At 41.4% G+C, this 25,096-nt stretch carries 20 protein-coding genes and 1 pseudogene; 3 read left to right on the top strand and 18 right to left on the bottom strand.

The annotated features are described in order from the left end of the window. Positions 1-49: 49 nt before the first annotated feature. A complete protein-coding gene (locus IGI41_RS03990) occupies positions 50-904 on the top strand; it encodes a metallophosphoesterase (RefSeq protein ID WP_430611435.1) in 855 nt (284 codons plus the stop codon). An 87-nt stretch (positions 905-991) separates the two neighbouring features. Here IGI41_RS03990 and IGI41_RS03985 read toward each other — a convergent pair whose 3' ends face one another. From IGI41_RS03985 to IGI41_RS03975, 3 genes and pseudogenes are all read right to left on the bottom strand, one after another. Continuing rightward, the gene (locus tag IGI41_RS03985) at positions 992-1,870 is read right to left on the bottom strand and encodes a metal ABC transporter solute-binding protein, Zn/Mn family (RefSeq protein WP_430612726.1); all 879 of its coding nucleotides are present in this window, start codon (positions 1,868-1,870) and stop codon (positions 992-994) included. Positions 1,871-1,999: 129 nt separating this feature from the next. Continuing rightward, positions 2,000-2,752, bottom strand: a pseudogene (locus IGI41_RS03980) (iron chelate uptake ABC transporter family permease subunit); the annotation flags it as partial. A 1-nt stretch (position 2,753) separates the two neighbouring features. Beyond that, complete coding sequence (locus IGI41_RS03975) at positions 2,754-3,476, bottom strand: metal ABC transporter ATP-binding protein (RefSeq protein WP_430611433.1); 723 nt, start codon at positions 3,474-3,476, stop codon at positions 2,754-2,756. A gap of 228 nt (positions 3,477-3,704) precedes the next feature. Here IGI41_RS03975 and IGI41_RS03970 point away from each other — a divergent pair, with 228 nt between their 5' ends. After that, entirely contained in the window at positions 3,705-5,222 is a 1,518-nt protein-coding gene (locus IGI41_RS03970; RefSeq protein WP_430611431.1) for a flavocytochrome c, read from the top strand. 56 nt (positions 5,223-5,278) lie between these two features. On the opposite strand, the gene IGI41_RS03965 is transcribed toward IGI41_RS03970, so the two are convergent. The 4 genes from IGI41_RS03965 to IGI41_RS03950 form a co-directional block, all read right to left on the bottom strand. Further along, a complete protein-coding gene (locus IGI41_RS03965; RefSeq protein ID WP_430611429.1) occupies positions 5,279-7,324 on the bottom strand; it encodes a beta-galactosidase in 2,046 nt (681 codons plus the stop codon). A gap of 9 nt (positions 7,325-7,333) precedes the next feature. After that, positions 7,334-8,188, bottom strand: coding sequence for a sugar ABC transporter permease (locus tag IGI41_RS03960; RefSeq protein WP_430611427.1), 855 nt, complete (start codon positions 8,186-8,188; stop codon positions 7,334-7,336). A gap of 1 nt (position 8,189) precedes the next feature. Beyond that, on the bottom strand, positions 8,190-9,425 hold the full coding sequence (locus tag IGI41_RS03955; RefSeq protein WP_430612724.1) for a carbohydrate ABC transporter permease: 1,236 nt from the start codon (positions 9,423-9,425) through the stop codon (positions 8,190-8,192). Positions 9,426-9,514: 89 nt separating this feature from the next. After that, positions 9,515-10,783 (bottom strand): extracellular solute-binding protein, encoded by a 1,269-nt coding sequence (locus IGI41_RS03950; RefSeq protein WP_430611425.1) that lies wholly within the window; start codon positions 10,781-10,783, stop codon positions 9,515-9,517. A 250-nt stretch (positions 10,784-11,033) separates the two neighbouring features. On the opposite strand from IGI41_RS03950, the gene IGI41_RS03945 reads away from it, so the two are divergent. Further along, positions 11,034-12,035, top strand: coding sequence for a LacI family DNA-binding transcriptional regulator (locus IGI41_RS03945; protein ID WP_430611423.1), 1,002 nt, complete (start codon positions 11,034-11,036; stop codon positions 12,033-12,035). 130 nt (positions 12,036-12,165) lie between these two features. Here IGI41_RS03945 and IGI41_RS03940 read toward each other — a convergent pair whose 3' ends face one another. From IGI41_RS03940 to IGI41_RS03890, 11 genes are all read right to left on the bottom strand, one after another. Beyond that, on the bottom strand, positions 12,166-12,936 hold the full coding sequence (locus tag IGI41_RS03940; RefSeq protein ID WP_430611421.1) for a YibE/F family protein: 771 nt from the start codon (positions 12,934-12,936) through the stop codon (positions 12,166-12,168). After that, on the bottom strand, positions 12,933-13,967 hold the full coding sequence (locus tag IGI41_RS03935) for a YibE/F family protein (protein WP_430611419.1): 1,035 nt from the start codon (positions 13,965-13,967) through the stop codon (positions 12,933-12,935). Before IGI41_RS03935 ends, IGI41_RS03940 begins: the two co-directional genes overlap by 4 nt. A gap of 147 nt (positions 13,968-14,114) precedes the next feature. Continuing rightward, positions 14,115-15,077, bottom strand: a complete 963-nt coding sequence (locus tag IGI41_RS03930; RefSeq protein ID WP_430611417.1) for a D-2-hydroxyacid dehydrogenase — start codon at positions 15,075-15,077, stop codon at positions 14,115-14,117. Beyond that, a complete protein-coding gene (locus IGI41_RS03925) occupies positions 15,074-16,393 on the bottom strand; it encodes an APC family permease (protein ID WP_430611416.1) in 1,320 nt (439 codons plus the stop codon). The genes IGI41_RS03930 and IGI41_RS03925 overlap by 4 nt, the downstream gene beginning before the upstream one ends. 121 nt (positions 16,394-16,514) lie before the next feature. Continuing rightward, positions 16,515-17,729 (bottom strand): MFS transporter, encoded by a 1,215-nt coding sequence (locus IGI41_RS03920; RefSeq protein ID WP_430611415.1) that lies wholly within the window; start codon positions 17,727-17,729, stop codon positions 16,515-16,517. A 131-nt stretch (positions 17,730-17,860) separates the two neighbouring features. Continuing rightward, positions 17,861-18,466: a YczE/YyaS/YitT family protein gene (locus IGI41_RS03915; protein ID WP_430612722.1), complete on the bottom strand. Its 606-nt coding sequence runs from the start codon at positions 18,464-18,466 to the stop codon at positions 17,861-17,863. A 118-nt stretch (positions 18,467-18,584) separates the two neighbouring features. Further along, on the bottom strand, positions 18,585-20,069 hold the full coding sequence (locus tag IGI41_RS03910) for a response regulator transcription factor (RefSeq protein ID WP_430611414.1): 1,485 nt from the start codon (positions 20,067-20,069) through the stop codon (positions 18,585-18,587). Next, positions 20,062-21,810 carry a sensor histidine kinase gene (locus IGI41_RS03905; RefSeq protein ID WP_430611413.1) on the bottom strand — a complete coding sequence of 583 codons (1,749 nt, stop codon included), beginning with the start codon at positions 21,808-21,810 and terminating at the stop codon, positions 20,062-20,064. The genes IGI41_RS03910 and IGI41_RS03905 overlap by 8 nt, the downstream gene beginning before the upstream one ends. Beyond that, on the bottom strand, positions 21,803-22,423 hold the full coding sequence (locus IGI41_RS03900; RefSeq protein WP_430611412.1) for a YesL family protein: 621 nt from the start codon (positions 22,421-22,423) through the stop codon (positions 21,803-21,805). The genes IGI41_RS03905 and IGI41_RS03900 overlap by 8 nt, the downstream gene beginning before the upstream one ends. Positions 22,424-22,678: 255 nt before the next feature. Further along, positions 22,679-24,148 carry an ABC transporter substrate-binding protein gene (locus IGI41_RS03895; protein ID WP_430611411.1) on the bottom strand — a complete coding sequence of 490 codons (1,470 nt, stop codon included), beginning with the start codon at positions 24,146-24,148 and terminating at the stop codon, positions 22,679-22,681. 23 nt (positions 24,149-24,171) lie between these two features. Next, positions 24,172-25,092 carry a carbohydrate ABC transporter permease gene (locus IGI41_RS03890; RefSeq protein ID WP_430611410.1) on the bottom strand — a complete coding sequence of 307 codons (921 nt, stop codon included), beginning with the start codon at positions 25,090-25,092 and terminating at the stop codon, positions 24,172-24,174. Positions 25,093-25,096: the final 4 nt, after the last annotated feature.

The raw sequence follows: 25,096 nt of genomic DNA, 5'->3' as shown, positions 1-25,096 counted from the left end.
TAGAATCTACTATGCTAGACAGTATAAAAATCAAAAAAGGAGCCTCGCCATGTTGGTCCTCATTATTCTTGCATTCCTCACCATAGGCGTGCTATTTTACTCCTTTATCATTGAGCCGCATCGCTTGAAACAGCGTCACTATCAAATCAAAAAAGACAAACAAACTGTTCTTGATATTTCGAAAGCGTACGATATGTATCAAGAGGAAGAAACGATCGTCATCGCCCATATCAGTGATTTGCATTTTTCTCATTGGTTTAAACCACGGCGTATGAATCGGATCATCCGCTCGACGATCGAAAATAACCCCGATCTGATCGTCATCACTGGTGATTTGATCGACAATTACCAAAAATGGCCCCATCGCTCCACCAATCGGTTAGTCGAAAAGCTCAAAAAATTACAAGCGCCGATGGGTAAAGTGGCTATCTTAGGCAACCATGATCACTTGAACGATGGACACTATTTTGTCTCTGAAGTCTATCGAAACGCTGATTTCACCTTGCTGGATAATGAGTCGATATTTGGCTCTGACGAAAAAACGTCCATGTCTATTACCGGTATTGATATCGAGAGCCCGAAAGTAAGCTTTTCATACGAATCCACTTTAGCAGAATGGCAGATTTTGCTGCTGCATGAGCCTGATTATGTGGCGCGGATCACAAATATCCAAAGCTATGATTTGATTTTGTCAGGACATAGTCACGGTGGTCAAATTCGCTTGCCCTTTTACTATGCAAAAACCAAAGGCGCCCTTAAATATACAGAGGGGTTATATCTTTTCGGCAAAGAAACCTTATTGAGCGTTTCAAGTGGTGTTGGCATGACAAAGATTCCGGCCCGGTTAGGTGTCTCGCCGGAAATCATCTACTATCATTTGATACCGCAAAAAAAAGCTTCCTAAATGACCTCAAATAAAAGCAGCAGATGCAGCAAACCTTGATGGCTTGCTGCATCTGCTGTTCTTTAGTATACCAACGTTATTTGGCTTTTATTCTTGTGATAAGCCGGCATAAATCGTATCCAAGTTCCATTGCATCATCCGGTAATAGCTATCGCCTTCTTCACCAGGTTCGGCAATCGAATCCGTAAAGACGGTTCCGTATATCGGTATCCCTGAATCTCGAGATACACTTTGCATTGGTCGCGTATTGACACTGCTTTCGACAAATAATGACGCGACCTCAGAAGACTGTAATTTGTCGACCAAATCTTTGATCTGTGCTGGCGTTCCTTCTTCTTCAGTATTGATCTCCCAAATATAAGCAGATGGCACGCCATAGGCTTTAGAAAAGTACTTAAAGGCACCTTCACTGGTCACGATCAATTTCTTTTCATCTGGAATTCCCGCAAAATTGGCTTTGGCTTTTTCATCGAGTTCCGTTAATTCAGCCAAATAATTAGCCAAGTTTTCTTCATAATATGCTTGATTGTCAGGATCTTTTTCACTTAAACGTTTGGCAATATTTTGTGCATAAATCATCCCATTTTCTAAATTCAGCCAAGCATGGGGATCTGCTTTGCTGTGATCCTCATCATCTGAAAGATACAACACATCCACGCCATCACTGACCGCATAGTAATCTTGGTCAGCAACTTTGTTGGCATTCTCCATCAATTTGGTAAACCAGCCATTGCCGCCAGTCTCCAAATTCAGCCCATTATAAAAGAGGATATCTGCATCGGTTGCCAATCGTACATCTTCAGCTAATGGTTCATATTCGTGGGGATCTCTGCCGACTGGTACGATACTATGCAGATTGATTTTATCTCCTGCAATATTTTTGGTGATATCTGCTATGATCGAGTTGGTGACAACCACCGATAATTTGTCATCCGTTTGGCTCGATTGACTGTTTTGCTGCGCCAAAAAGAATCCCCCGGCGACTGCTGCTGTCGCTAGAACAGCAGTCACTGTCCAACGTTTGACTAGGCTTGTTTTTTGTTTAGGTGAGAAGAGAAAACCTAAAACAAAGAAGGCACCGGCTGTCAGAACAATGCTTGATCCAGCAGCAATATTAAAGCTGTAGCCGATAAACAAACCGACAAAAGAGGCCAAACCGCCTAAGATTCCAGCAATCACCATCATCTTTTTCAACTCTTTTGTGAACAAGTACGCTGTTGCTGCTGGTGTCACTAATAACGCAACGATCAGAATCGTACCGACACTTTGCATCGCAGTCACAGCTACCAGTGTTAAAAGAAACATCAATAGATAGTGGTATCGCTGCACTTTCATACCAAATGCTTTGGCCATCATTGGATCAAATGATGTAATCAATAATGGGCGGAAGAAGACGATAATAACAGCAATCACCACCAAAGCAATCCCGATCGTTAGCCACTTGTCGCTATCTTGCACAGCTAAGACATTCCCGAATAAAATATGAAATAGATCCGTTGAACTATTGGCTACACCAATCAAAATAACACCTAGGGCCAAGAACGAGCTGAACGTGATCCCAATAGCGGTATCACTCTTGATCAAACTATTGTTAGAAATATACGTAATGATCATTGAGGCCAGCAAACCAAAAAGAATCGCGCCGACAAAAAAGTGGATCCCAAAAATATAAGACAGTGCCACACCTGGCAGCACGGCATGAGAAATGGCGTCGCCCATCAATGACATCCCACGTAAAATAATAAAACAACCAATCACACCTGCCACGATCCCAATCGCTACTGCTGTGATCAAAGCATTTTGCAGAAAGTGATACGTACCTAAACTAGTAAAAAAAGTTGTGACCATTTTAGATTCCCCCCTTCACAATAATCGAATCACCAAAGGTCCCTTTAAGATTGACATCGGTAAATACGTCTGCCACAGTTCCATAGGCAATCAGCCGTTGATTCAGCATCACCAGTTCATCGAAATACTCCGTGATTTTGCCTAGATCATGATGCACGATAAAAATTGTCTTGCCGTTGTCTCGTAATTGTCTTAATAAAGCCACGATGATTGCTTCACTTGCAGCATCGATCCCAGCAAAGGGTTCATCTAGAAAAATATAATCCGCTTCTTGCACTAACGTCCGGGCGATCAAGACCCGTTGAAATTGTCCACCAGACAACTCACCGATTTGACGTTCAGCAAATTCTGTCATTTCAACTGCTGCTAAAGCTGATTTCACTTGCTGCCATTGCTGTTGACTGATGCGCTGCAATAAGCGCATATTCGGATACAAGCCCAAAGACACGACTTCTTTGACCGTAATTGGAAAAGTATAATCAATTGCCGACTTTTGTTCCACGTAAGCAATTTTTTTTTGGAAAGATGCCAACGGCTGATCATTGACAGTGACCTTTCCAGTTGCTGGTATCAATTGCAATGCAGCTTTGATAAAGGTTGATTTTCCCGCTCCATTCGGGCCAATAATGCCGACGATAGCTGGTTTTGTGGTAGCAAAAGAGACATTTTCTACAGCTTGATGCACACCATCATAACTGGCTGATATCGTTGAAAAAGTAATCATATTCTCACTCCATTTCTATAGTTAAGGTTTGTATATTTTATTTTTTAGGCTAACCTAACTTATTTCCATTATACAAAAATAATTGACTTTTGCAAGCCTCTTTTCTACGTATTGTGTAAGGAAACTAAAAAAATTCTCATATTCATGTGATAAATTGAACAAATACTTAAAAGAGACGCTATCGTATGTTACTCTTTTAAGTGGAAAAAAAGTTTAGGAGGAATATATATGAAGAAATTGGGCAAAACTTTGGTGGTTTTAGGTACACTATCGATGTTAAGTGCTTGTGGTGCTGATTCACAAACGAGTGCCAGCAGCAGTAGTACGACTGTAAGCAGTGAGGAAACGGATGCAAATTCAGCCGCATCTGGGCAAGAATATACGGATCCTAGTGAGTTGGCAGACAGCTATGATGTCGTGATCGTAGGTGCCGGTGGTGCTGGGATGGCGACAGCGATCCAAGCCAAAGAAGCAGGTGCCAATCCTGTGATTTTAGAAAAAATGCCGATTGCAGGTGGAAATACGTTAAAATCTTCAGCGGGTATGAACGCATCAGAAACCAAATTCCAAAAAGCGGAAGGCATAGAAGATTCGAATGATTTATTTTATGAAGAAACGCTAGCTGGTGGTAAAGGAACCAATGACAAAGAATTATTACGCTATTTTGTTGATCACTCAGCTGAAGCCATCGATTGGCTAGATTCAATGGGGATCACATTGGATAACCTGACTGTAACAGGCGGCATGAGCGAAAAAAGAACCCACCGCCCAACTGATGGGTCAGCGGTTGGCGAATATCTAGTAGATGGCTTGATGCGCAACATCCATGAAATGGAGATCCCAATTTTCGTCAATGCTGATGTGAAAGAAATCAATGAAACCGATGGTCAAGTCAATGGTGTAACAGTCAATGTCGAAGGCAGTGAAAAAACAGTTGATGCGAAAGCCGTTGTTGTCACAACCGGTGGCTTCGGTGCCAATATGGAAATGATCGAAGAGTATAACCCGGATTTAAAAGGTTATGTGACGACAAACCAAGAAGGATCAACTGGTGACGGAATCAAAATGATTGAAGCTTTAGGCGGTCAAACGGTTGATTTGGACAAAATTCAGATTCATCCAACCGTCGATCAATCAAAATCATTGTTGATCACTGAAGCTGTCCGTGGTGAAGGCGCGATTCTTGTCAATAATGAAGGTGAACGTTTCTACAATGAAATGGAAACCCGTGACAAAGTTTCAGCAGCCATTATTGCATTGCCTGAAAAATCAGCAACATTGGTATTTGATGCTGGTGTCAAAGAACGGGTCACAGCAATTGATTTTTATGAGTCTCAAGGACTGGTCAAATCTGCTGATACGATTGAAGGTTTAGCAAAAGAATTGTCAATGCCAGAAGATGCCTTAGCAAAAACAATTGCCACTTGGAATGATAGTGTTGCTGCTGGAGAGGATGCTGCATTCGGCAGAGAAACGGGCATGGATCATGACCTATCCACTGGTCCATATTATGCAATCGCGATCGCACCTGGGATCCACCATACAATGGGTGGTGTCAAAATCAATACCAATACAGAAGTCATCTCAACGGATGGTCAACCGATCCCCGGCTTATTTGCAGCAGGCGAAGTAACTGGCGGACTGCATGGTGATAACCGTATTGGGGGAAATGCTGTCGCTGATATCATTATCTTTGGTCGTCAAGCAGGCACGAAATCTGCGGCTTACGCCAAAGGACAAGAGTAATGTCATTTTGATAAACATAAAGAAACCCAACTGATTATTGATCAGTTGGGTTTTAGCTATTGCTGATTTTCTCGTTTTACTACAAATACTTCATAAGGCTCAAGTTGGATAGTCGTTGATAATTTTTTTCCAGTGATCAAGTCAATACTACGCCCAGCTACTTGGATGCTTTGTGGTGCTTCAGAAAAGTTCATCATAAAATAAACCTCTTGCTTTCCTTCTCTGCTTTGAACAGAAACATATTTGTTTCCTTTTACGATCCATTTATTTGTTAAATCATGGGTTTGGATAAGTGAACGATAAAACGTATCAAGAAAGTCGCTATTCGTTCTAGCACCAATGTAGTAGGCATTTCCCTTACCATATTGATTGACAGAAAGACTAGGTTTTCCTTGATAAAAATCAGTTCCATAAGTACCCAGTGTCTTTGCTGTTGAAACGTCAAATAAACTGCAATAATCATTGACCACAAATTTCTGATCCTCATATATAAGAAAATTGTTTTGTGCTGGATAAAGTGTATCCGTTTCTTTCACGGATAAACCAAACAAAGACGCAAGTTCTTGTGGCCAGCCACCTATATAGGCAAGATCCGTTTCATTCACGATGCCCGTCAGATAAGTGGAAACAAGCGTGCCTCCATTTTTTGTAAACTGTTGCAATCGCTCCATCGTTTCTTTACGCACTAAATATAACATCGGTGCAATCAACAGATCGTATTTGCTGAAATCTTGCTCTGATGTAATGATATCAACCGCTATATCATTATCCCAGAACGGACGATAATGCTTTTGCAGCGTTTGTGCATATAATTTACTGTGTAAACCAAATCCTTGCGCATCATTCAGCGCCCAGTTGTTATCCCAGTCAAAAATGATGGCCACCTTTGCACATTTATGCATTCCTTTGACTGATTTGATATTCTCCAGAGCATGTCCGACAGTGGCTACATCTTTAAACACACGATTATTCTCATCATTATCATGATCTATGACTGCACCATGAAATTTCTCCGAAGATCCTCTAGATTTCCGCCATTGAAAATAAAGATTACTATCAGAACCATGGGCGATAAATTGCATCGAAGACAATAAATGCATGCCGGGGCGTTTTGTACGGTTGACATCATGCCAATTGACACCACTGGGGGTGGATTCCATGATAAGGAAAGGTTGTTGTTTCAGACTACGATATTGATCATTGATAAAACCAACTTTGCTCGCTAAGTCCGCTGTTGTTTCCCAATCATTGTGCCAAGCGGGATAACAATCCCAGCTGATGATATCCACGTGTTTTGCAAATTTCCCATAATCCAAACTTTGAAAAGGAATCAAATCATAGGTATCTGCCATAAAGTTTGTTGTCACAGGTACATCAGGAGAAAGTTTTCGGATATCACTGATTTCATGTTCAAAGAAATCTATCGTTTGGTCCGTAACAAATCTTCGCCAATCCAAATTCAAGCCATGGACTTGCATTTCTCCTATTGGCGACGGTGATTCAATTTCATCCCAATCTGTGATGGTATGGCTCCAAAAAGGCCCCCACCAAGCTTCATTTAGTTGCTTTAGGGTCACATATTTATTTTTGAGCCATTGACGAAAGTTATTTTGACAATAATCACAATGACATTCGCCAGAATACTCGTTTGAAATATGCCACATCAATAATGCTGGATGGTCTTTATAGCGCTCTGCCAGCTTGCGGTTGATGATTTTGGTCTTTTCACGATATACAGGTGAAGAGAAACAGTGATTGTGCCTGCCTCCATGCAACATCTTTTCTCTTCTTTCATTTGTACGCAAAACTTCCGGATATTTTTTTGACATCCAGGCAGGTCTCGCTGCGCTTGGTGTCGCTAAAATGACATTGCCACCCATCTCTGCAATGTTATCCATGATGCGATCTAACCAGTCAAATTGAAAATCCCCCTCTTCCGGTTCCAATGCACTCCAAGCAAAAATGCCAAGAGAGAAGGTGTTGGCTTTGGCTTTATCCATCAACTTAAGATCATCTTGCAAAATCTCTGGATAATCTAGCCATTGATCTGGATTATAGTCTCCACCATGTAATAATCTTGATTCTAAATCATATTTTCTCATTTCTTCTCCCTATCCTTTTGTTCCACCAGCAGTTAGGCCAGAAACAAAATGTTTTTGTAATGCCACGAAAACGATCGCAATCGGAATACTGATCAAAATAGCACCTGCTGCGAACGTAGTATAACTTGCGCCCATTTTATCTGTAACTAACTTATAAAGACCAATTGGCAATGTATAATACTCAGGATTCCTTAATAAAACTGAGGATAATGCAAAATCTCCCAACGGACCAGTAAAACCGTTCATTGCTACTACCGCTAGCATAGGTCGAGACAAAGGGATCAAGATTTGCCAAAAAATACGTGTATTGCTTGCGCCATCTATTTTGGCACTTTCGTCAAGATCTAGTGGGATCGAATCAAAATATCCCTTCAGCAGATACGTATTCATCGGTATTTGTCCGCCCACATAAATCAAAATCAACAACCAATGACTATTGATCAAGCCCAGCATTTGCGCAAGTACGAAAATCGCTATCAATGCAGAAAACTGCGGAATCATTTGCAAAAGTAAAAAGAGCATTAATCCATTCTTTCTACCAGTAAATCGAAAACGAGAAAACGAATAAGCCGTCATCGATACAAAAATCAGTGATAGCACCATAGTAAACACACTGATTTTCAAAGAGTTAAGATACCACTGGACATAATATAAACTATTATCTCCAGAAAACAGTTTCGCATAATGGCTCAGCGTTGGATTGTCCGGTATCAAACTAGTACTTACCAAACTATTTCCGGGGTTGAAACTGGCGCCAACAGTCCAAAGTAAAGGATAAACGATGACTACTGTGACAGCCAGCAACAAAAGATAGGTCAATGATAATCGAAGGATTTTTTGTTTCTTTAAACTTCTTGTTTTCATATCAGTTGACCTCCTTAAAAGAGTTTGTCCGTCTAAACTGCCAAAGCGCAATCGCTATGACGAAAATGGATAACATAATCGTTAAGGCTGCTGCTAAAGCATATTGACTATTTTGCATCGTTAGTTTATAAATCCAAGAAACCAAGATATCTGTTCCACCAGCAGTTGAACCAGGAACAGCTGGCCCACCTGAATTGAATAAATAAATAATATTGAAGTTATTGAAGTTAAATGTGTATTGCGTAATGAGTATTGGCGCCATTGCATATAATAATAGCGGTAGCGTAATTTTCTTAAACTTCTGAATCGCTGTTGCACCATCTATCGTGGCGGCCTCGTATAAATCATCAGGTATTGATTGCAAGGTTCCTGTTGTGACAATAAAGATATACGGAAAACCTAGCCATCCTTGAATCAATAATAGCGCGATTCTTGTCCAGTTCGCATTGGTCAGCCAGGGAATGGGTGCAATGTTAAAGAAGTCCAAGATCGTATTGTTGATTGCACCAAAGCTATCGTTGAACATACCTGAAAAGACCAAGATCGTCACAAAACCTGGTACAGCCCAAGGCAGGATCATCATCGTCCGAAAGATTTTTTTGAATCTCAATTCCTTTTGATGAACAACTACAGCTAAGAAAATCCCTAACGAAACTTGCAAAGTTGATGCAATCAAAGTCCATATCACTGTCCAACCCAAAACATTAAAAAAGGTGCTCCGCCAAATATCAACGGTAAAAATCTTTTTGAAAGTTTCTAGACCTACCCAATCAGCTAAATTAGCTGGGGCAGAATGATAAAGATCATAATTGGTAAAAGCTAATGCAATACTAAAAAGAATCGGAAAAATGACTGAAAAAACGAGCAATAAAAATGCAGGACTACTCATCAGGTATGGATATCCTTCATTTAAAAGCGTGTGGTAACTTTCTTTGATCGAATGAACAGACAAACCATTGTCACGTTCCTCACCATTTTTATATGCATCTCTGATATTCAAGTAGTAGAATAAAAGTCCAAATCCAATAACGATTATTGCCACTAAACCTTCTGCTAAAAGAAAAATCGAGTTGTCTCTAGGTACTTCAACACCTAATGTGATGATCCCCCAGATGCCCATATTGAACAAATCTTTGAATACAACGAGATACATCAAAAAAAAGAAGAAGAACAAAGCACCTTTTATTTTCTGTCCATTGTATAACTGTCCTAAACCTGGTACCAATGAGAGCAGCATCGCTTTTTTTCTATACGTTGTTGGTGAATTGCCCACCTTTGACTCCTCCTATGCTTAAAGAATAGGCGGCGTGACCGCCGCCCACCTCATTAGTTTTGAATGGCTGCTATAGATGATTTGATCTGATCAACTGCTTGGGGAAGTGCTGTTTTGGCTTCGGCTTTGCCTGTAGCTATCGTCTGTAATGCAGCATCTATAGGTTCCCATACAGCATTCATTTCAGTGATTCCTGGTGTCAGTTCTGCGTATTGTGATTGGGCCGCAATGGCAGCTGCACTTTCACTTTCCAGCACAGATGCATCCACTGCTAAAGCAGCAACCGCTGGCACTTCTTCTGTTTTTTCATATCGTACTTTTGAATTTTCTTCGTTGCTGATGAATTTAACAAATTCTTCTGCTAATTCGGCGTTTTGTGAATAACTGCTGACGTTGTAACTTTTCACACCAATGAATGAGCCCATATGCTCACCATTTCCAAGGACAGGCAGTTCCATCACACCGTAGTCTATACCGGCCTCTTTATAAGGAGCTAAATTCCATGGACCTGAAATGACAGCCGCAGCTTTCCCTTCTGTAAATAATGAGTCAAGCACATTGATTCCCTGTTCCCCCACGATTCCTGATGGAAAAACACCTTCATCATAAAATTGTTGGATATAATCAGCACCTTCGATTGCCCCATCATTCGCTAAGCCAATATCATCCGGATTGTATGAACCATCAGCATTTGTACCGAAAACATAGCCACCATAGCCACCAAGTACACCTTGTGCATAATAAATTTGATCCCATAGAGCCAATAAGCCGTAACTATCATCGCCTAAAACAGATTTTGAATAAGATAGCCATTCATCTGTTGTTTGAGGCAATTCTTCTTCTGAAATAAGTGCTTTATTGTAGTACAAAATTTGTGTTTCAACAGCTTTTGGCAAACCAAATACTTTTCCGTCAACTATCTGCGATTGCATGGCAGATTCAGTATAAATCGCTTGTGTAGCATCGTCGACTGATAGCTCCTTTAATAAACCTTCTGTCACAGCTGTGCCGATTTGATCGCCTGGTATTGTGATAACATCCGCACCGGTTCCAGCTGGGCCATCCAATCGTAAATCTTCAATTTGTCCACCATAAGCCTTTTCGACAACTTTAACAGTCACATCATGTTCTTCTTCAAACTGCTTAACAGCATCTGCAATCCCATCTGATTTTGCCTGATCTTCCCAAACCAATAAATCGTAATCATTGCCATTGTCTTTTTGTGTGTTTGTGCTATCTGTGCTCTCTCCTTGGGGACCACATGCGCCTAAAGTTACAGCTGCAAGTCCTAAAAAAAGCATATTCGAAAATTTTTTTGCCATTACATTCACTCCTATTCTTTTTATGAAAACGCTATCCACGAAAACTATAATAAATTATTTTACAATATTTGTAAATAGATTTACTAAAATTAATATCTATTTTTTACTACAACAACGAATCATTTCTATTATCACAGGGGAAAGTTTCTCATTAGCAAGAGGAACAGCAAAAAAATTGCTCGCCCTATTTGTAGTAAATTTATTTACTAAAGATGATAGATGTCGTATACTGTGTAAGGAGGTGAACAGATTGGTTACTATAAAAAAAATAGCAGAACACGCAGGTTTCTCTCAGGCGACTGTTTCTCGCCTGCTAAAAGGTGACGAATCATTGTCTATTTCACCTGATACGAGAAATAAAATCATCCATACAGCCCTTTCATTAGGTTATGATCGGTCAAAGATCAACACTACATTAGAGAAAATCGCGGTACTTTTTTGGTTAACAGAACAAGAAGAACTGCAAGATTTATACTTTCGTCATCTTAGGACTTCTTTAGAGAAATATGCAAAAATCAACAATCTAGAGATTTGTTTGATTACACACGAAGATGATGTCATAGAAACGTTAAACCATGTTTCTGGTTTTATCGGAATCGGTTCTTTTAGCACAAAAGAAATCCAATCATTTAAACATGTTTGTGAATTTGGCGTAATTTTAGAAATCAATCCGCGGGCAGATTTATTTGATACGGTCAAACCAGATACAGATCGTATGACGCGAACAGCAATCGATTTGTTTCTCAAGAAAAAATACAATAAGATTGGTTTCATTGGGGGCAGCTATTTTAATCCAGACACGGGATTGGAAGAAATGGATAGCCGTGAGGAAGTTTTTCGTCAGACATTGTCTCAACAACAACTTTTGAATGACGATTTTATTTTTTCTAGGGGAAAATTTTCAGTTGAAACCGGCTATCAATTGGCTTCAGAAATGGTTGACGTATTAAAAGATGATTTACCTGAATGCCTATTTGTATCTTCCGATACGATAGCTGTTGGTGTTTTACAAGCCCTAAACGAACGTGGGATCACCATCCCAGATCGCATGGAACTTATCAGTATCAACGACAATGAGATCGCTAAGTTCGTTTCTCCGCCTCTGACGACTTTCAAGATAGACGTCGAGGAGTTAGCTAAAACAGCTGTAGATTCATTGGTTGACCAAATTATTTATCGCAGAAAAATCACCAAAACCATCCTGTTAGGTGCTGAGTTGATTGAGCGTAAAAGTTTCATCACTGCTATATAAGGATGTCCATAAAATAAAACAAAAAGTAAAAAACGTTATCCCTTGTAACAGCGGATAACGTTTTTTATTTTTGAATTTCTATTGATCAACCTATAAAATAACCCTCAACTATTCCATTGCAATAGTCTGATCACTTCTTTTCCAAATCACTTTTCCCTCGATAAAAATACCAACTTGCACAAATCGCCGTGATTGGCAATATCACCACAGCAGCCATTCCTGTCACTAAACAAATCACGACTTCTGCTGCAAACGATTTTGCATTGATCAGCGTAGCGAAGGATTCCCGGACATCTTGAAACCAAATAATCAACGCTAAATTACTACCCATAAAAGCAAATAAAAGGGTATTGATCGTTGAAGACAATACTTCACTGACGATCCGAAAACTGCTTTGTCGAAGTGCCTGGAAGGATAGGGTTGGATCTGCTTGCAGTAGTTCATAGGTAGCGGTGCTGATAGCCATACTTCCATCTGCTACTGCACCAGAAAAACTCATTAAAATAATAGCAAAGGCCAACGCAGAAAAATCAAAAGGTACATCGAAATCATACATCGCCAATTCATCCAGCTCTTCATGGGCAAAGCCTTGGATACCGATCCCTTCGATCAACAGCGGCAATACCAGCAAACAAAACAAGAAAAAAACTGTGACACAAAAGAACGCCACCTTGGTTTTGGCATTGACCCCATTAATGAAAAACAGAGTGATTGCTGCGACTGTCAAAAAACCTGCGCTTGTAACAAGCAGAATTGGCAAGCCTTGATCGATCAATACCAGCACCAAAACGAAAATCATCACATTGATGAAAATCCCTGTCACTTGGAAAAGACCTGCTTGTCTAAATACCGCAAATGTCAATAATAAGAACAGCAGAATCAGCACAAATAAGACATTCATTGTTTGCACCTCCGTTGGTGGATCTCATAGATCCAAAGCGTGATCGGCACTGACAGCACAAGTGCAAAGCCCCCACATAAAGCCCGCAGCAACTCCAAAGAAGCGTGCATGGCAAAGGCCTGTTGAAAGGCCCACCCATTGGCAAGATAAAATAGAACCGCAGGCATACTGCCGCTTAAATAAGCAAACAGCAACACATTGACCATAGATGAAGTCGTATCTTGCGCAATTGCACGACCTGCTGCCAATCTCGCGGGTGCCTCGATCTTTGGATCATTTCGTTGCAATTCATCAAGACTGGCTATGATCATGATCACATTATCCATACTGGCACCGATCGCCCCAATCAACAGACTGGCTAGATAGATACTGCGGTAAGGCCGCGTCACAAAAGACATCTCCTCATACCGCAACCCTTGGTCATGGAGCAGATTCATCGACACCCAGCAAATCATAAACGCACTCAGCACGCTGATCAACACAGCCGCTACTTTACGTCCATCGATTGCCTGAAATGTGTATGAGATCCCCATCGTAAAGATGACCGATACGATCGTAAACAGCAACATCAAAAAAAGTAATGAAAACTGCGGCAATTGTTTATTGATCCATAAGATACCGATGATTAGTCCGGTATTGATGACAACACTGAGCAATGCCCGCAGCCCCTTTTTCCCGCCGATCATAAGAACTATCCCAATAAACAGTCCAAAGAGAAAGAACAGGTAGCCATCTCGTTTTTGCGACAAGATTTGCCATTCGGTTCCGTTTTGTGTTAGCAAGAGCTGTTGCCCTTGCTGATAATGGGCATGAATCGCCGCGCTTTGGTGGTAATCCGCCACAAGGGTATAATGTTCTCCTTTCTGTGCGCCGTTCTTCATGGTTCCTTGAATGATTTGCTGATCATCTTCTATTGTCACAGAGGATATGGTCAAAATTGGTTGACTATAGAAGACACTGCTTTTGGCTTGAATCAGCCAACTCAGCATAAGCAACACGATAAGACCTAAGCAGTAAACCCATTTTTTCATTTCTTGACCCTTTCTATCTAAAAAAGACTTTGACACGCCCAGCAATCACCCCTCTCAAAGGAGCATCCGCTATCCTTGAGGTATCACGGATAGGGATACAACGAAAAGGGTTCTGGTTGTCAAAGTCTTTCTGCTTGATCGTACGCTTTAAGAAACAACATTTCGCGGCGTCTTATGGATAAACGCTGTCAAATTTCCGACAGCAATTTCCATCAACCGTTTTCTTGTTTCAATTGGTGCCCACGCAATATGAGGGGTTAAGTAACAATTTGGTGCTTGTAACAATGGGTTATCAGCAGCAATCGGTTCTTTGGAAACCACATCCGCTGCTAGGGCAGCAATTTTGCCATCCGTCAATGCTTGAGCAACCGCAGATTCATCCAATAATCCACCTCGCGCTGTATTGATCAAAATCGCTGTATCTTTCATTTGCGCCAAAGCCGCTTGATCGATCATCCCTTCCGTCTCAGGAAACTGCGGCACGTGCAGACTAATGATATCCGCTTCTTGATAAATGGTGTCTAATGTTACTTGTTTGGTCCACTCAGCTTGTGGCGCTTTTGGCCGATGATTATAGTAGATGACCTCCATTTGAAAGGCATGGGCAATCATTGCGACGGCTTGTGCGATTGCACCATAGCCAATCAAGCCCAGTGTTTTGCCTGCCAACTCAGTCAAAGGTGTTTGCCAATAAGAAAAATCTTTGCTCTGCTGCCAATCCCCTTGATGGACTGATTGGTTATGATGCCCTACTTGATTGGTGACTTCTAACAGCAACGCAAATGTCGCTTGAGCCACGGCATTGGTGCTGTAACTAGGAATATTGGTCACCGTGATCCCTTGTTCTTTGGCAGCCTTTAGATCAACGACATTATAACCAGTCGCCAGCACACCGATATAGGTCAATTGGGGACACGCTTGCAGAATTTCTTTGTTCAAAGGAGTTTTATTGGTGAAAACAGCAGTTGCATCACCTATACGTGTGATGATCTCTGTGTTATCCGTATAAGAAGTTCGCTCATAAACCGTCAGATCGCCGAGTTCTTCCATCTTATGCCAATCTAAATCTCCAGGATTAAGGGCATATCCATCTAAAACAACTATTTTCATTTGATGACTCCTTTCGCTTTCGCATAATATACAGGGATCCCTAATGCTGTCACACCCATGCCGATCAGCGCTAATCCAGGCGTTGTGATCAATGTCATGACCAAGATGAAGCAGCCCCCTAGTAAAGCAATCAATGGTGTGACTGGATAAAGTGGGACTCGATATGGGCGGTGCATGTGGGGATTTCGTTTGCGCAATATCATCACACCTATAAATAATAATACACTAAAGACCCACATCACGAAAACCAGCATATCTGTCAATAGGTCAAAGGTACCGAGAAAAATCATGATGCACGCAATACTGACTTGCAAGATCGCTGCCGCATAAGGCGCACTGGTCCGTTTGCTTAGTTTGGCAAATGTCTGGCTAAAAGGAATCTCGTTTGCTAAAGCCATGGCATAAGGTACCCGCAGCCCCGTCATCGTGTACCCGTTCAAAGCGCCATAAACAGAAATCAAAATCCCAATCGTGACCAGCTTGCCGCCGAAAGCGCCGAATAAAGCCAGCGCAGTTTCTGATGCACTATTCAAGTTGCCTGCAATTTGATCAATAGGCAATGTTTTGAGAAACGCCACATTGATCAGCACATACACCAACGTCACAAAGCTCAAACCAAAAATAATGGCTTTCGGCAAATCTCTTTCCGGCTGTTTCATCTCACCGGCCACATTCCCGACCCCTAACCAACCATCATAAGCAAATAACGTTGCTAATAAAGCACTGCTGATCCCTGCCAATACAGACTGTTGATTGTTTGAAGAAAAATCGACTAAAGAAACCTCGACTTGCCCAGGTAACACCAAACCTGCCACAATGATCAATGCAATAGGAATCAATTTGATGGCCAATGTAAAAGACTGTACACTCGCAGCTGCTTTTGTCCCCAACAAATTGATACATGTCACACTTAAAGCGGTCAAAATCGATAATGGTATCAAATAATGGCTCGATAAATGGAATAAATTGATACATTGGGTAGCAAAAATAATACTTAAAGCTGCTACATTGGCTGGGAAATAGATGATGCTTTGCGCCCAACCTAGTAAAAATGAGGGCAGCTTGCCATAAATCTTTTCAATGTAGCGAATGGGGCCACCTGTTTCAGGGATAGCTGTTGCTAATTCGGCAACGGTCAAGCCACCGCAAATCGTTAAGAATCCGGCGAGCAACCAAACCAATAATGTCAGTCCAGTTGATTGTGTTTGCTGAACAACGGCCGCGGCTTTAAAAAATACACCTGCACCAATCACGGTTCCCATTACGGTCGATAGCGCCCCGAAAAAGCTGATTTCTTTTTTTAATTGACTTTTCACGCCTTCACTTCCTTCACGTTGAATTAGTCAAAGTATAGCGGATAGCCGCTGGCTTGACTAGCACTTTTTGTCAAATAAAAAAAGCAAATGCTTTCATCTGAAAAGCATTTGCCTAGGTCAATCAATCCTGATCTGTCAGTATGTTTAACGGACTTTGTTCTGTTTTACTGATTCGCTGCAAGCAGATCAGTGCAATCAATAACAGTACTGGAAAAACCACCGCCGCTAAGATCCCTAGCTGCAGACTAGCCCCTGACCATTCTACAACATTGCCCACAACGGCTGGCCCCAAGGAACAGCCCAAGTCACCTGCTAAAGCCAAATAAGCAAACAACGCCGTACCGCCATTGCGAATATACTGCGCTGAAAAGCTGAAAATACCTGGCCACAAAATCCCAACAGCAAAACCGCTGATCCCGCAACCTAAGAAACCAATCAGCGGCATATTCGCCAAGCCAATCATTCCGTAGGCAATCAAACAAAGACATAAACTAAATACCATAAATCGTTTGAGGTCTATCCGTTCGCCAAAACGCCCATAAAGCAAGCGCGAAGCCCCCATCATAAGTGCAAAAACCATTGGTCCTGATAAATCGCCTATGGTTTTTGATACACCCAACCCTTGCTCTGCAAACGTCGAGGCCCACTGGCTGACTGCTTGTTCAGAAGCACCTGCACAGACCATCATCACAAGCAGCAGCCAAAATGTTTTTAATTTGAATAAACCGCGCGTAGCTAAACCTTGCTCTCCTTCTGCTACGATCGGTGCTAACGGTACTTTCAAAAAGACGAATAGATTGGCAATAGGCAGCACCGACCAAATCACAGCCAAAAGCTGCCAACGCGCGATGCCAAATATAGCAAAGAAAAGCGTTGATAATAAAACCACCCCGACATAGCCCCAACAATAAAAAGAATGCAGCAGACTCATTGTCTTTTCTTTGTGGTCGGTTGGACTGGCTTCAACGATTGGACTTACCAAGACTTCCAAGAGGCCGCCGCCGATAGCATACAAGACGACTGCTGCGAGTAATCCACTAAATGGGGAAGGAAAAAGTGCTGGAAAAAATGCCAATCCAATCAAACCCGCCGCAGCAAATCCATGCGCTGCCACGATCGAAGGTCGATACCCAATGCGATCCACAAAAAAGATCGCTGCAAAATCAACGAATAGTTGGGTCAAAAAGTTGATACTCACCAAAAGTGTGATCTGGGTGATTGGTAGTTGATATTGCGATTGAAAGGTCAAAAAAAGCAGTGGTGCGAAATTATTGATAATAGCCTGAACAATGTACCCGGCAAAGCAAGCCATTAATGTTGCTTTGAAACTTTTCATTTTATTCCTCCTTTGTATCCCAGTATACCCAATTATTGTTCACTTGAACCATGGAATAAATGCGCTTTTTGGCTAGACTATCTTATTGCTTTACGTATCAAAAAAGCCGCCATCAAGGCAGCTCAACCACATCATTTTTGTTTTGCTGGTGCGTGTGCAGCTAAGAATTTCAAGGTGGCCTCAAAAATCGGTCCGATGAAGACGATACACAACAGTGTCCCCAAACCAACACTTGCACCTAAGGCAAACCCGATCAAGACCATTGCAGCATCTAAGCCGATACGGATCGTTTTTTGGGTCAATTTTGTCCGTTTATAAATCAAAGCAGTCAGTGCTTCTAAAGCAGCTGACCCTTTGTTAGAGGATACATAGATCCCAGCCCCGATGCCAAATAAAATCGGTGCAGCAATAATAGCGAGCCAAGAATAAAACGGCAGATGGACCGATACTTTGTCCAACATCGGCTCAAAGATCCCAATCAACAAACCAAGACCGATCCCATTGATGAAACTGCCGATCCCTAACTCTTCACGCCCCAACACAGCAACAATCACTAAAACAACACAATTAAAACAAAGGCTTGCGATCCAAAAAGGCAGATCTACAAAGTTTAAAATACCCAATAAAAAGGTACTGATCGTATCATACCCTTGATGGGCAGTGATCAATAAGGAAACGGCCAATGCAATCAAACCTGTTCCTAAAAATACTTGTCCAATTTTTTTAGTTTCTTTCACGACATCACGCTCTTTTCTTTCATTTATCATTGAACACACGCTTTCTAGTTTACCTTGAAAGCGTTCAAATTACTATCTTTTCTGAAAGATTTGTCGTATTTTTACCTAAAAAATCGAATTAATCCAGTGATTCATATTGTTGACTATATTTATCGCGGAATTCTTTGGGTGTTATACCTGTCAGTTTTTTGAACATTTTGGAGAAGTAATTGGTGTTGTTGTAGCCAATCGCATCCCCCACTTCACTGACTGTTTGATTGGTCTGCAAAAGCAGTTTTTGGGCTTGTTTGATCCGTACCCGATTCACATACTGATTGAAGCTCATCTCTGTTTCTTTTTTGAAGAGTTGTCCCAAATAAACAACACTGACATGCAGATCTTCAGCCGCTGCTTTAACGGTCAAGTCATGGGTGAACCCTTCTTCGATCAGCAGAATCGTTTTTTGGACAATTTCTGAATAGCGTTTCTGACTAGGCTGGCTCTTCACTAGACGGAGGATATCATCGAATAATTCCCGCAAATCTGCCAAGGATGGTGCTTCTTTGATTTTATGTAAAATCACCTCATGGTTTTCATCTGATAATGCAGTCAATTGGCGGTACATATCATTAAATAAAAGGAATGCCGTATAACGGACATGTTCAGGATCAGCTTGCGCCTGAGTCAAGGTACCGAAAATATCATCCAATTCCGCTTGAACAGTTTTAAGGTCCCCAATCGTTAAGGCTTTGTTGAAAGCAAGCAGCGGCTGGTCTTCATTCTTTTCCAAGATCGACACAGGAATGATAGGTTCGTCCATAAACAAATCTGGGTAAAAACTTTGCAAGCCTTGGACTTGTTTGATTTTTTCATAGGCATGATAGACATCTTCCCATGCAGCTGCTGTTTCACTGACGATCACTTGCCAAGAGGCTGGTGTGTTTGTTTCGATGACTTGATTGAGTAAGTCAATGATTCGTTGTCGCTCCCCTACGGCAATCACAGTGAGTTGTCCTTCACCGATTTTGCCTGGCAAAATAAATGGCTGACCTTGCTTTTGGCACAAATTGTTGATGGCTGTAAGTGCATGTGGGTCCCCAACAAATTGCAAGACTGTATATGGTGGCTGGACATCGCTTTTTTGCAGGGCCAATAAATGCTGATACTCCGACTCGTTCAACTCATCATTGAGCCATAGCAACAAGCTTGATTCTTGATAGAGTTCTTTTTCCGCTGCTAGTTGCTGTTGCTCTGCCAATTCTTCGGCAATCGCCTCAACACTTTTTTGCAATTCTTGCTTATTGACCGGCTTGACCAAATAATTGCGTACCCCAAGAGCCATACCTTGTTTCACATAATTGAATTCTTGATAACCTGAAAGAATGATCGAGAAGAAATGGCTGCCTTGTCTTTGCGCTCGTTCGATCATATCAATGCCATTCATTTCTGGCATTTGGATATCAGTAATCAGCAAATCGACAGCATGATCGGCCAAATAGGCTAAAGCTTCTGAGGCATTTTTGGCTGTATAGACGACGTCAAATCCTAGTTCCCGCCATGGCAAAATCATTTTCAGCCCTTCAAGGATCATATATTCATCATCCACGAACATTGCTTTATACACCGTTGTTCATTCCCTTCCTTATCACATCTTTTGCCAAATAGATCGTGATCAAAAATCCTGCATCCTTTTGCGCATCAATATCCATGTGATATCCGCTGCCAAACATCCCCCGCAAGCGTTCATGGACATTTTTGATACCGATCGAGGTTTGTTTCTCAATTTCAGCAATCCGCAACGTTTCATTTAATTGCGTTACTTGCGCCCTCGTTGCCCCTTTGCCATTGTCCTTGATTTGGATCACGATCTGATCATCGATCGGATAAGCTTTGATACTGATGGCATTGTCATTGCGCTGGTAATCGATCCCATGAACAAAATAATTTTCTACCAAAGGTTGTAATGTGAACTTTGGCAAATACAATTGTGCTAATTCTGGATCCACAGTGACATGATAGGCAATTTTATCTGGATAACGCATTTGATACAAATAGACGTATTTTTCACAGAAAGAAACTTCTTCTGCAAGGGTTTTGACTTTTTCTTGGGTAGTATTGTTGCGCAGCAAAGCCGAAAACGCATAAACAACATCCGCTAGTTCTTCTTGGTTGCGGCTTAAAGCATACATGCGGATATATTCCAATGTGTTATAAAGAAAATGTGGATTGATTTGTGCTTGCAAAGCCCGCATGTCAGCATCTCGCTGCTTGATTTCCAATGTATAAATATCCTCGATATAATCATTGATACTGACGGTCATATGGTTGATCGCTTCTGCGATTTCTTTCAACTCTTGCTGGACATTTCTGGTATCGATCTGGTTCTTGAAATCACCGTGACTAACAGCCTTTGTGGCTGCCACGATTCTTTTGACTTGCGATGTATACCTTTTGAAGGTTCGTTGCAAGACCCAAAGCAGCAACCCGATGACCGCTGCGCCGATGATAAAGATAAACAATGTTTTACGGATGATTTCTTGCCAAATGACATTTTTCGACAAGAGAACCAAAGAAATTTCACCACTGACGGTTGTTTGTTTATGTAGATAATAATCTTTTTGCAGCTTGGTATAATCTTGCCTTTGGGCCATGGCAGCATCGATTTTCTTGACATCTGCTGCGCTCAATCCATTGGCACTTTGAAACAATCGCTGCCCATTGGCGCTGTATAAGAAACTTTCAATGCCGTGAGACTGATTGTCTGCAGCGAGATTAGCCATGACGGTATCAGCTTGAAAGACGACATAGACTTGCCCCAATGGTTGGGCATAGTTGCTTGGTTGCGAGATGGGACGGACAAAATACAATCGATTCTTCAAATCAAGCTTTGTGCCGATTCGTTTTTCTCCATAAGGCGCTTGGGGAGAAGCAACCAGCAAATCATTGCTTTCATCTAATTGGACAATGATTTCTTCGATATCCGGATGCTCTCGCAGCAGTCGGTATAAAATATTGGGCAAATAGACGCTCTGCCCTGTCTGACGAAAAATTTCATTACTATAAGAAAAATAGTCAGGTAACGATAGTTGCAAATAGTTGCGCAAAGACTCGAAGGCTGTATCCGAACTGGTAAATTCACCTAAAACTGTTGAAACGACCGTATTGCGTTCTTTGACATAGGTATCCAGTTGCAAGCTGCTGTTTTCTGCCAGTCGATTGCTGTTGTTGAAACGCTCGATTCCCGTATAGGTACTTAGTGCCAGCATGATCACAACAGCCATAATGACCAGCAAAAAACTGTATAATTGCATCAGTTGATTGATCAAAAAGTCATGTTTGAAGAAATTGACCATTCGTTTACGCATCGGTCAGGTCCCGTTCGATCAATTGTCGTTCTGGTCGAAGCGCCCCATGGACCCAAAGCATCATCAAACTAAAGGTACCAAAAAGAAATAATCCTTTCATGGTCCAAGTGATCACAGCGATCCCGATTAAGCCAAAAATCAATTTTAAGAAAGTCCCCATGCGCAAAAATAAACAGATAAAGGATAGCTTCAGGTTGTTTCCAAATGAGATCTCGTAACAGGCATCAAAGGTCACAGACATGAAATACAGCAATCCGCATAAACCAATGACTACGATCAAGACGAAGGAGATGACCAGCCAAATCAATCCTTGGATTTGCGTTGCTAGGTATAAGTTATACATGAGAAAACCTGCCACCGCAAAGAAAAGATAGAATTGTTTGTTCGCCCGCCAAAAACCGGTTTTCCACATGTGCCATCCTCGACGAAATGTTTGTTCTTCATAAGCCAATCCATAGGTTTCAATCAAACTGCTGATCGTATAAAAGGCTGGACCAACCCCAAAAACAACGCCCCCTGCGAAAGTAAAGGCAATAAAGAGCAAGTTTAATTTTACGATTGCCCAGATCATCCGAAACCCTTTGACTAATCCTCCAGTTGCTGTTTCTTCCATTCACTTTTCCTCCTTTATATATCCCTTTAACAAAATGTAGCATGTTTTTCTATCTCAACTCAAGCTGGCTGAGAATCTTTTAATCAAAGTATGTACAAAAATCAATAGCATTTATCTAAACAATAATACTTGTTATTTATAACGCCTTTTTTCAGAAATTTTCAAGATAAAAAAGGGCAAAGAGCATTGCTTGAACCTATCGTTCTGGGCAATCACTCTTTGACCTGCTGTTCAATCAAGGATCAAAAATCTTGGTTATTCTTGACTCGCACGATACTCGTCAAATTGTTTTTGCATTTCATCACGTACTGTATCCCAACCTGCTGTTTTTAATTCTTCCACAAGTTTTGGTACGTTTTCTTCAGGATCAATCGTTCCAGTCGTCAAACTTGATTTATACCGATTCATCACGTTGGCGATGTTGGTGATTTCTGTTTTGACATTATCGGTTTTGAAGTTGAATCCTAGAATCGGTGATGCTTCTGCATTGGCGATATTTTCATCGCGTTCAGCGATCATTTCATCTGTGATAGACTCTTGTGTATAAAGAATCAAGTTGTTTCCTGTGTTCCAAGCTGACATACGGGTATTTGGCAGATAGCCGTCCAATAATCGAATCTTGCCTTCTTTTCCTTCGATTTTTTCCCATGCTTCGCCTTCAACACCCCAAACCAAACCGTTCAACAACTCAGCATCGCTATTCAATAAGCCTAAAAATTCAACTGCTTTTTCTTTGTTTTTCGATACATTGGCAACAACAAAATTGGCCATTTGTGTTTGTGACGTTGATTTCAATTGTTTAGTAATTGGTCGAGAAACCAATTCATGACCAGCAGCATTGGTTAAGATCGTATCACCATAATCCATAGGTCCTTGTGTTTCTTCACGCATGAACCAAGTATTTCCTTCTAATGGATAACCAGTTGTGTTCGTTGCAGCATCGGTTGGAATCAAACCTTCGTTATACCATTTATGCATCAACTTTAAGTTAGCCATTTGCTCTTCATCTTCATATTGATTGATGATTTCTGTTGAGTTACCATCTAATTTGATTGCAAATGGATATTCTTTACCAATGACATAGTCATAGTTGCCAGAGATATTATAAGATTGTCCAATGGCAAATGGTGCGATGTTTGGTTCTTTTTCATGGAATGTTTTCAACGCTGCTTCAGCGTCTTCATAGGATTCGATCCCGCTGATATCGATATCATATTTGTCTAAGTATTGTTTGTTGAAGGTCAACACTTGTTGGGCGTAGATATTGCCATTCACTGGGAAGGCATAGAGTTTGCCATCGATCGTATTTCCTTTGATGTAAGACTCATCCAGCATGTCATATGCTTCTTTCGCATATTCAGGCGCCAATTCAGTCAAATCTGCATAAGCCCCTTTTTGCGCATTGGCTACGTAATTTGACGCCAATGAAATATCATAGTTTTCACCAGAAGAGATGATCGTACTCATCTTTTGATCCCAGTCGCCCCAACCGATGTATTGCAAGTCGATGCGGGCATTGATTTTTTCTTCGATCCGCTTGTTGGCGATCTCCATCAACTCATCAAAGTTGTCTGGTTTATCCCCTACCTGATACATCAACAATGTTGTGACACCATCTGCACTTGTGCTTGAATCTGAGGTATCCCCACCGGTCCCACATGCTGCCATCCCCAAAGCTGTCGCTGCAGCCATGCCGGCAAATGCTGTTTTTTTCCACAATTTCATTTTTGTTCCTCCCTCTACTTCTATTATTCTTTCACGCCGCCGATTGTCAAGCCACCTACGAAATAACGTTGGAAAAATGGATAGGTGATGGCAATAGGCAACGTTGCAACTACGACAATGGCCATGCGCGCTGTCTCGCTTGGCAAAGCGGCCAATCCGCCTTGGATCTGAGCAGCCATGCCTGAACTTTTGGCTAAGTAGTCCAAGTTGTTTTGGATCCGCATCAAAAGTGCTTGTAACGGCACTAAAGAATCTTTTTGAATATACAGCAATGCATTGAACCAATCATTCCAGTACCCTAATGCCGCAAATAAACTGATCGTGGCAATGCCTGGTACCGCTAATGGCAAAACGATCGACATGAAAATCCGCATCTCACTAGCGCCATCGATCCTAGCAGATTCAATGATACTATCTGGGACAGTTTTCTTGAAAAAGGTCCGCATGACTAAGATATTGAATGGGCCTAATGCCATCGGCAAAATCAATGCCCAAATCGTATCTTTTAATTGAAGCAAGTTGACCATCACTAAGTAGTTGGCCACCATCCCAGGTGCGAACAACATCGTGATCAAGGCAAAGATCGTAAAAAAGCGTCGAAATGGAAAGTTCGAACGGGAAATCACATAGGCATATAGTGAGGTCATCGTAGCATTGACGAACGTACCAAAAACCGTGATGAAAATCGAGATGCCAAATGCTTGGAAAATCTTGCCGCTCATGCGACCGCTAAACAGATAGCTATATGCGGCGAAGGAAAACTCTTGCGGCCAAAAGCGATAGCCGTTTTCTGCCAGTGACGTTTCACTGGTCAGTGAAATCGCGATAACAAAAATAAACGGCAATACACATGACAATGCAAACAATGCGATGACAATATTAAAAATCAAATTGACAGTTGGATTGAAGGAGCGAATCTCCACTTTTTTTACTTTTTTCTTCATTTGA

Origin of the sequence: Enterococcus sp. DIV0876, from assembly GCF_050529585.1 — a bacterium.
Taxonomy (GTDB): domain Bacteria; phylum Bacillota; class Bacilli; order Lactobacillales; family Enterococcaceae; genus Enterococcus_D.
The sequence above is the reverse complement of the archived record's forward strand: the minus strand, read 5'-3'. Positions and strand labels throughout refer to the sequence as shown.

Coding starts and splice junctions, on each gene's coding strand:
- IGI41_RS03955 (WP_430612724.1), bottom strand. CDS start 9,425: ATGCTGCTCTCATTGGTACCAGGTTTAGGACAGTTATACAATGGACAG.
- IGI41_RS03940 (WP_430611421.1), bottom strand. CDS start 12,936: ATGAATGTCTTATTTGTGCTGATTCTGCTGTTCTTATTATTGACATTT.
- IGI41_RS03905 (WP_430611413.1), bottom strand. CDS start 21,810: ATGCGTAAACGAATGGTCAATTTCTTCAAACATGACTTTTTGATCAAT.
- IGI41_RS03965 (WP_430611429.1), bottom strand. CDS start 7,324: ATGAGAAAATATGATTTAGAATCAAGATTATTACATGGTGGAGACTAT.
- IGI41_RS03990 (WP_430611435.1), top strand. CDS start 50: ATGTTGGTCCTCATTATTCTTGCATTCCTCACCATAGGCGTGCTATTT.
- IGI41_RS03975 (WP_430611433.1), bottom strand. CDS start 3,476: ATGATTACTTTTTCAACGATATCAGCCAGTTATGATGGTGTGCATCAA.
- IGI41_RS03970 (WP_430611431.1), top strand. CDS start 3,705: ATGAAGAAATTGGGCAAAACTTTGGTGGTTTTAGGTACACTATCGATG.
- IGI41_RS03895 (WP_430611411.1), bottom strand. CDS start 24,148: ATGAAATTGTGGAAAAAAACAGCATTTGCCGGCATGGCTGCAGCGACA.
- IGI41_RS03900 (WP_430611412.1), bottom strand. CDS start 22,423: ATGGAAGAAACAGCAACTGGAGGATTAGTCAAAGGGTTTCGGATGATC.
- IGI41_RS03930 (WP_430611417.1), bottom strand. CDS start 15,077: ATGAAAATAGTTGTTTTAGATGGATATGCCCTTAATCCTGGAGATTTA.
- IGI41_RS03960 (WP_430611427.1), bottom strand. CDS start 8,188: ATGAAAACAAGAAGTTTAAAGAAACAAAAAATCCTTCGATTATCATTG.
- IGI41_RS03935 (WP_430611419.1), bottom strand. CDS start 13,967: ATGAAAAAATGGGTTTACTGCTTAGGTCTTATCGTGTTGCTTATGCTG.
- IGI41_RS03890 (WP_430611410.1), bottom strand. CDS start 25,092: ATGAAGAAAAAAGTAAAAAAAGTGGAGATTCGCTCCTTCAATCCAACT.
- IGI41_RS03950 (WP_430611425.1), bottom strand. CDS start 10,783: ATGGCAAAAAAATTTTCGAATATGCTTTTTTTAGGACTTGCAGCTGTA.
- IGI41_RS03920 (WP_430611415.1), bottom strand. CDS start 17,729: ATGAAAAGTTTCAAAGCAACATTAATGGCTTGCTTTGCCGGGTACATT.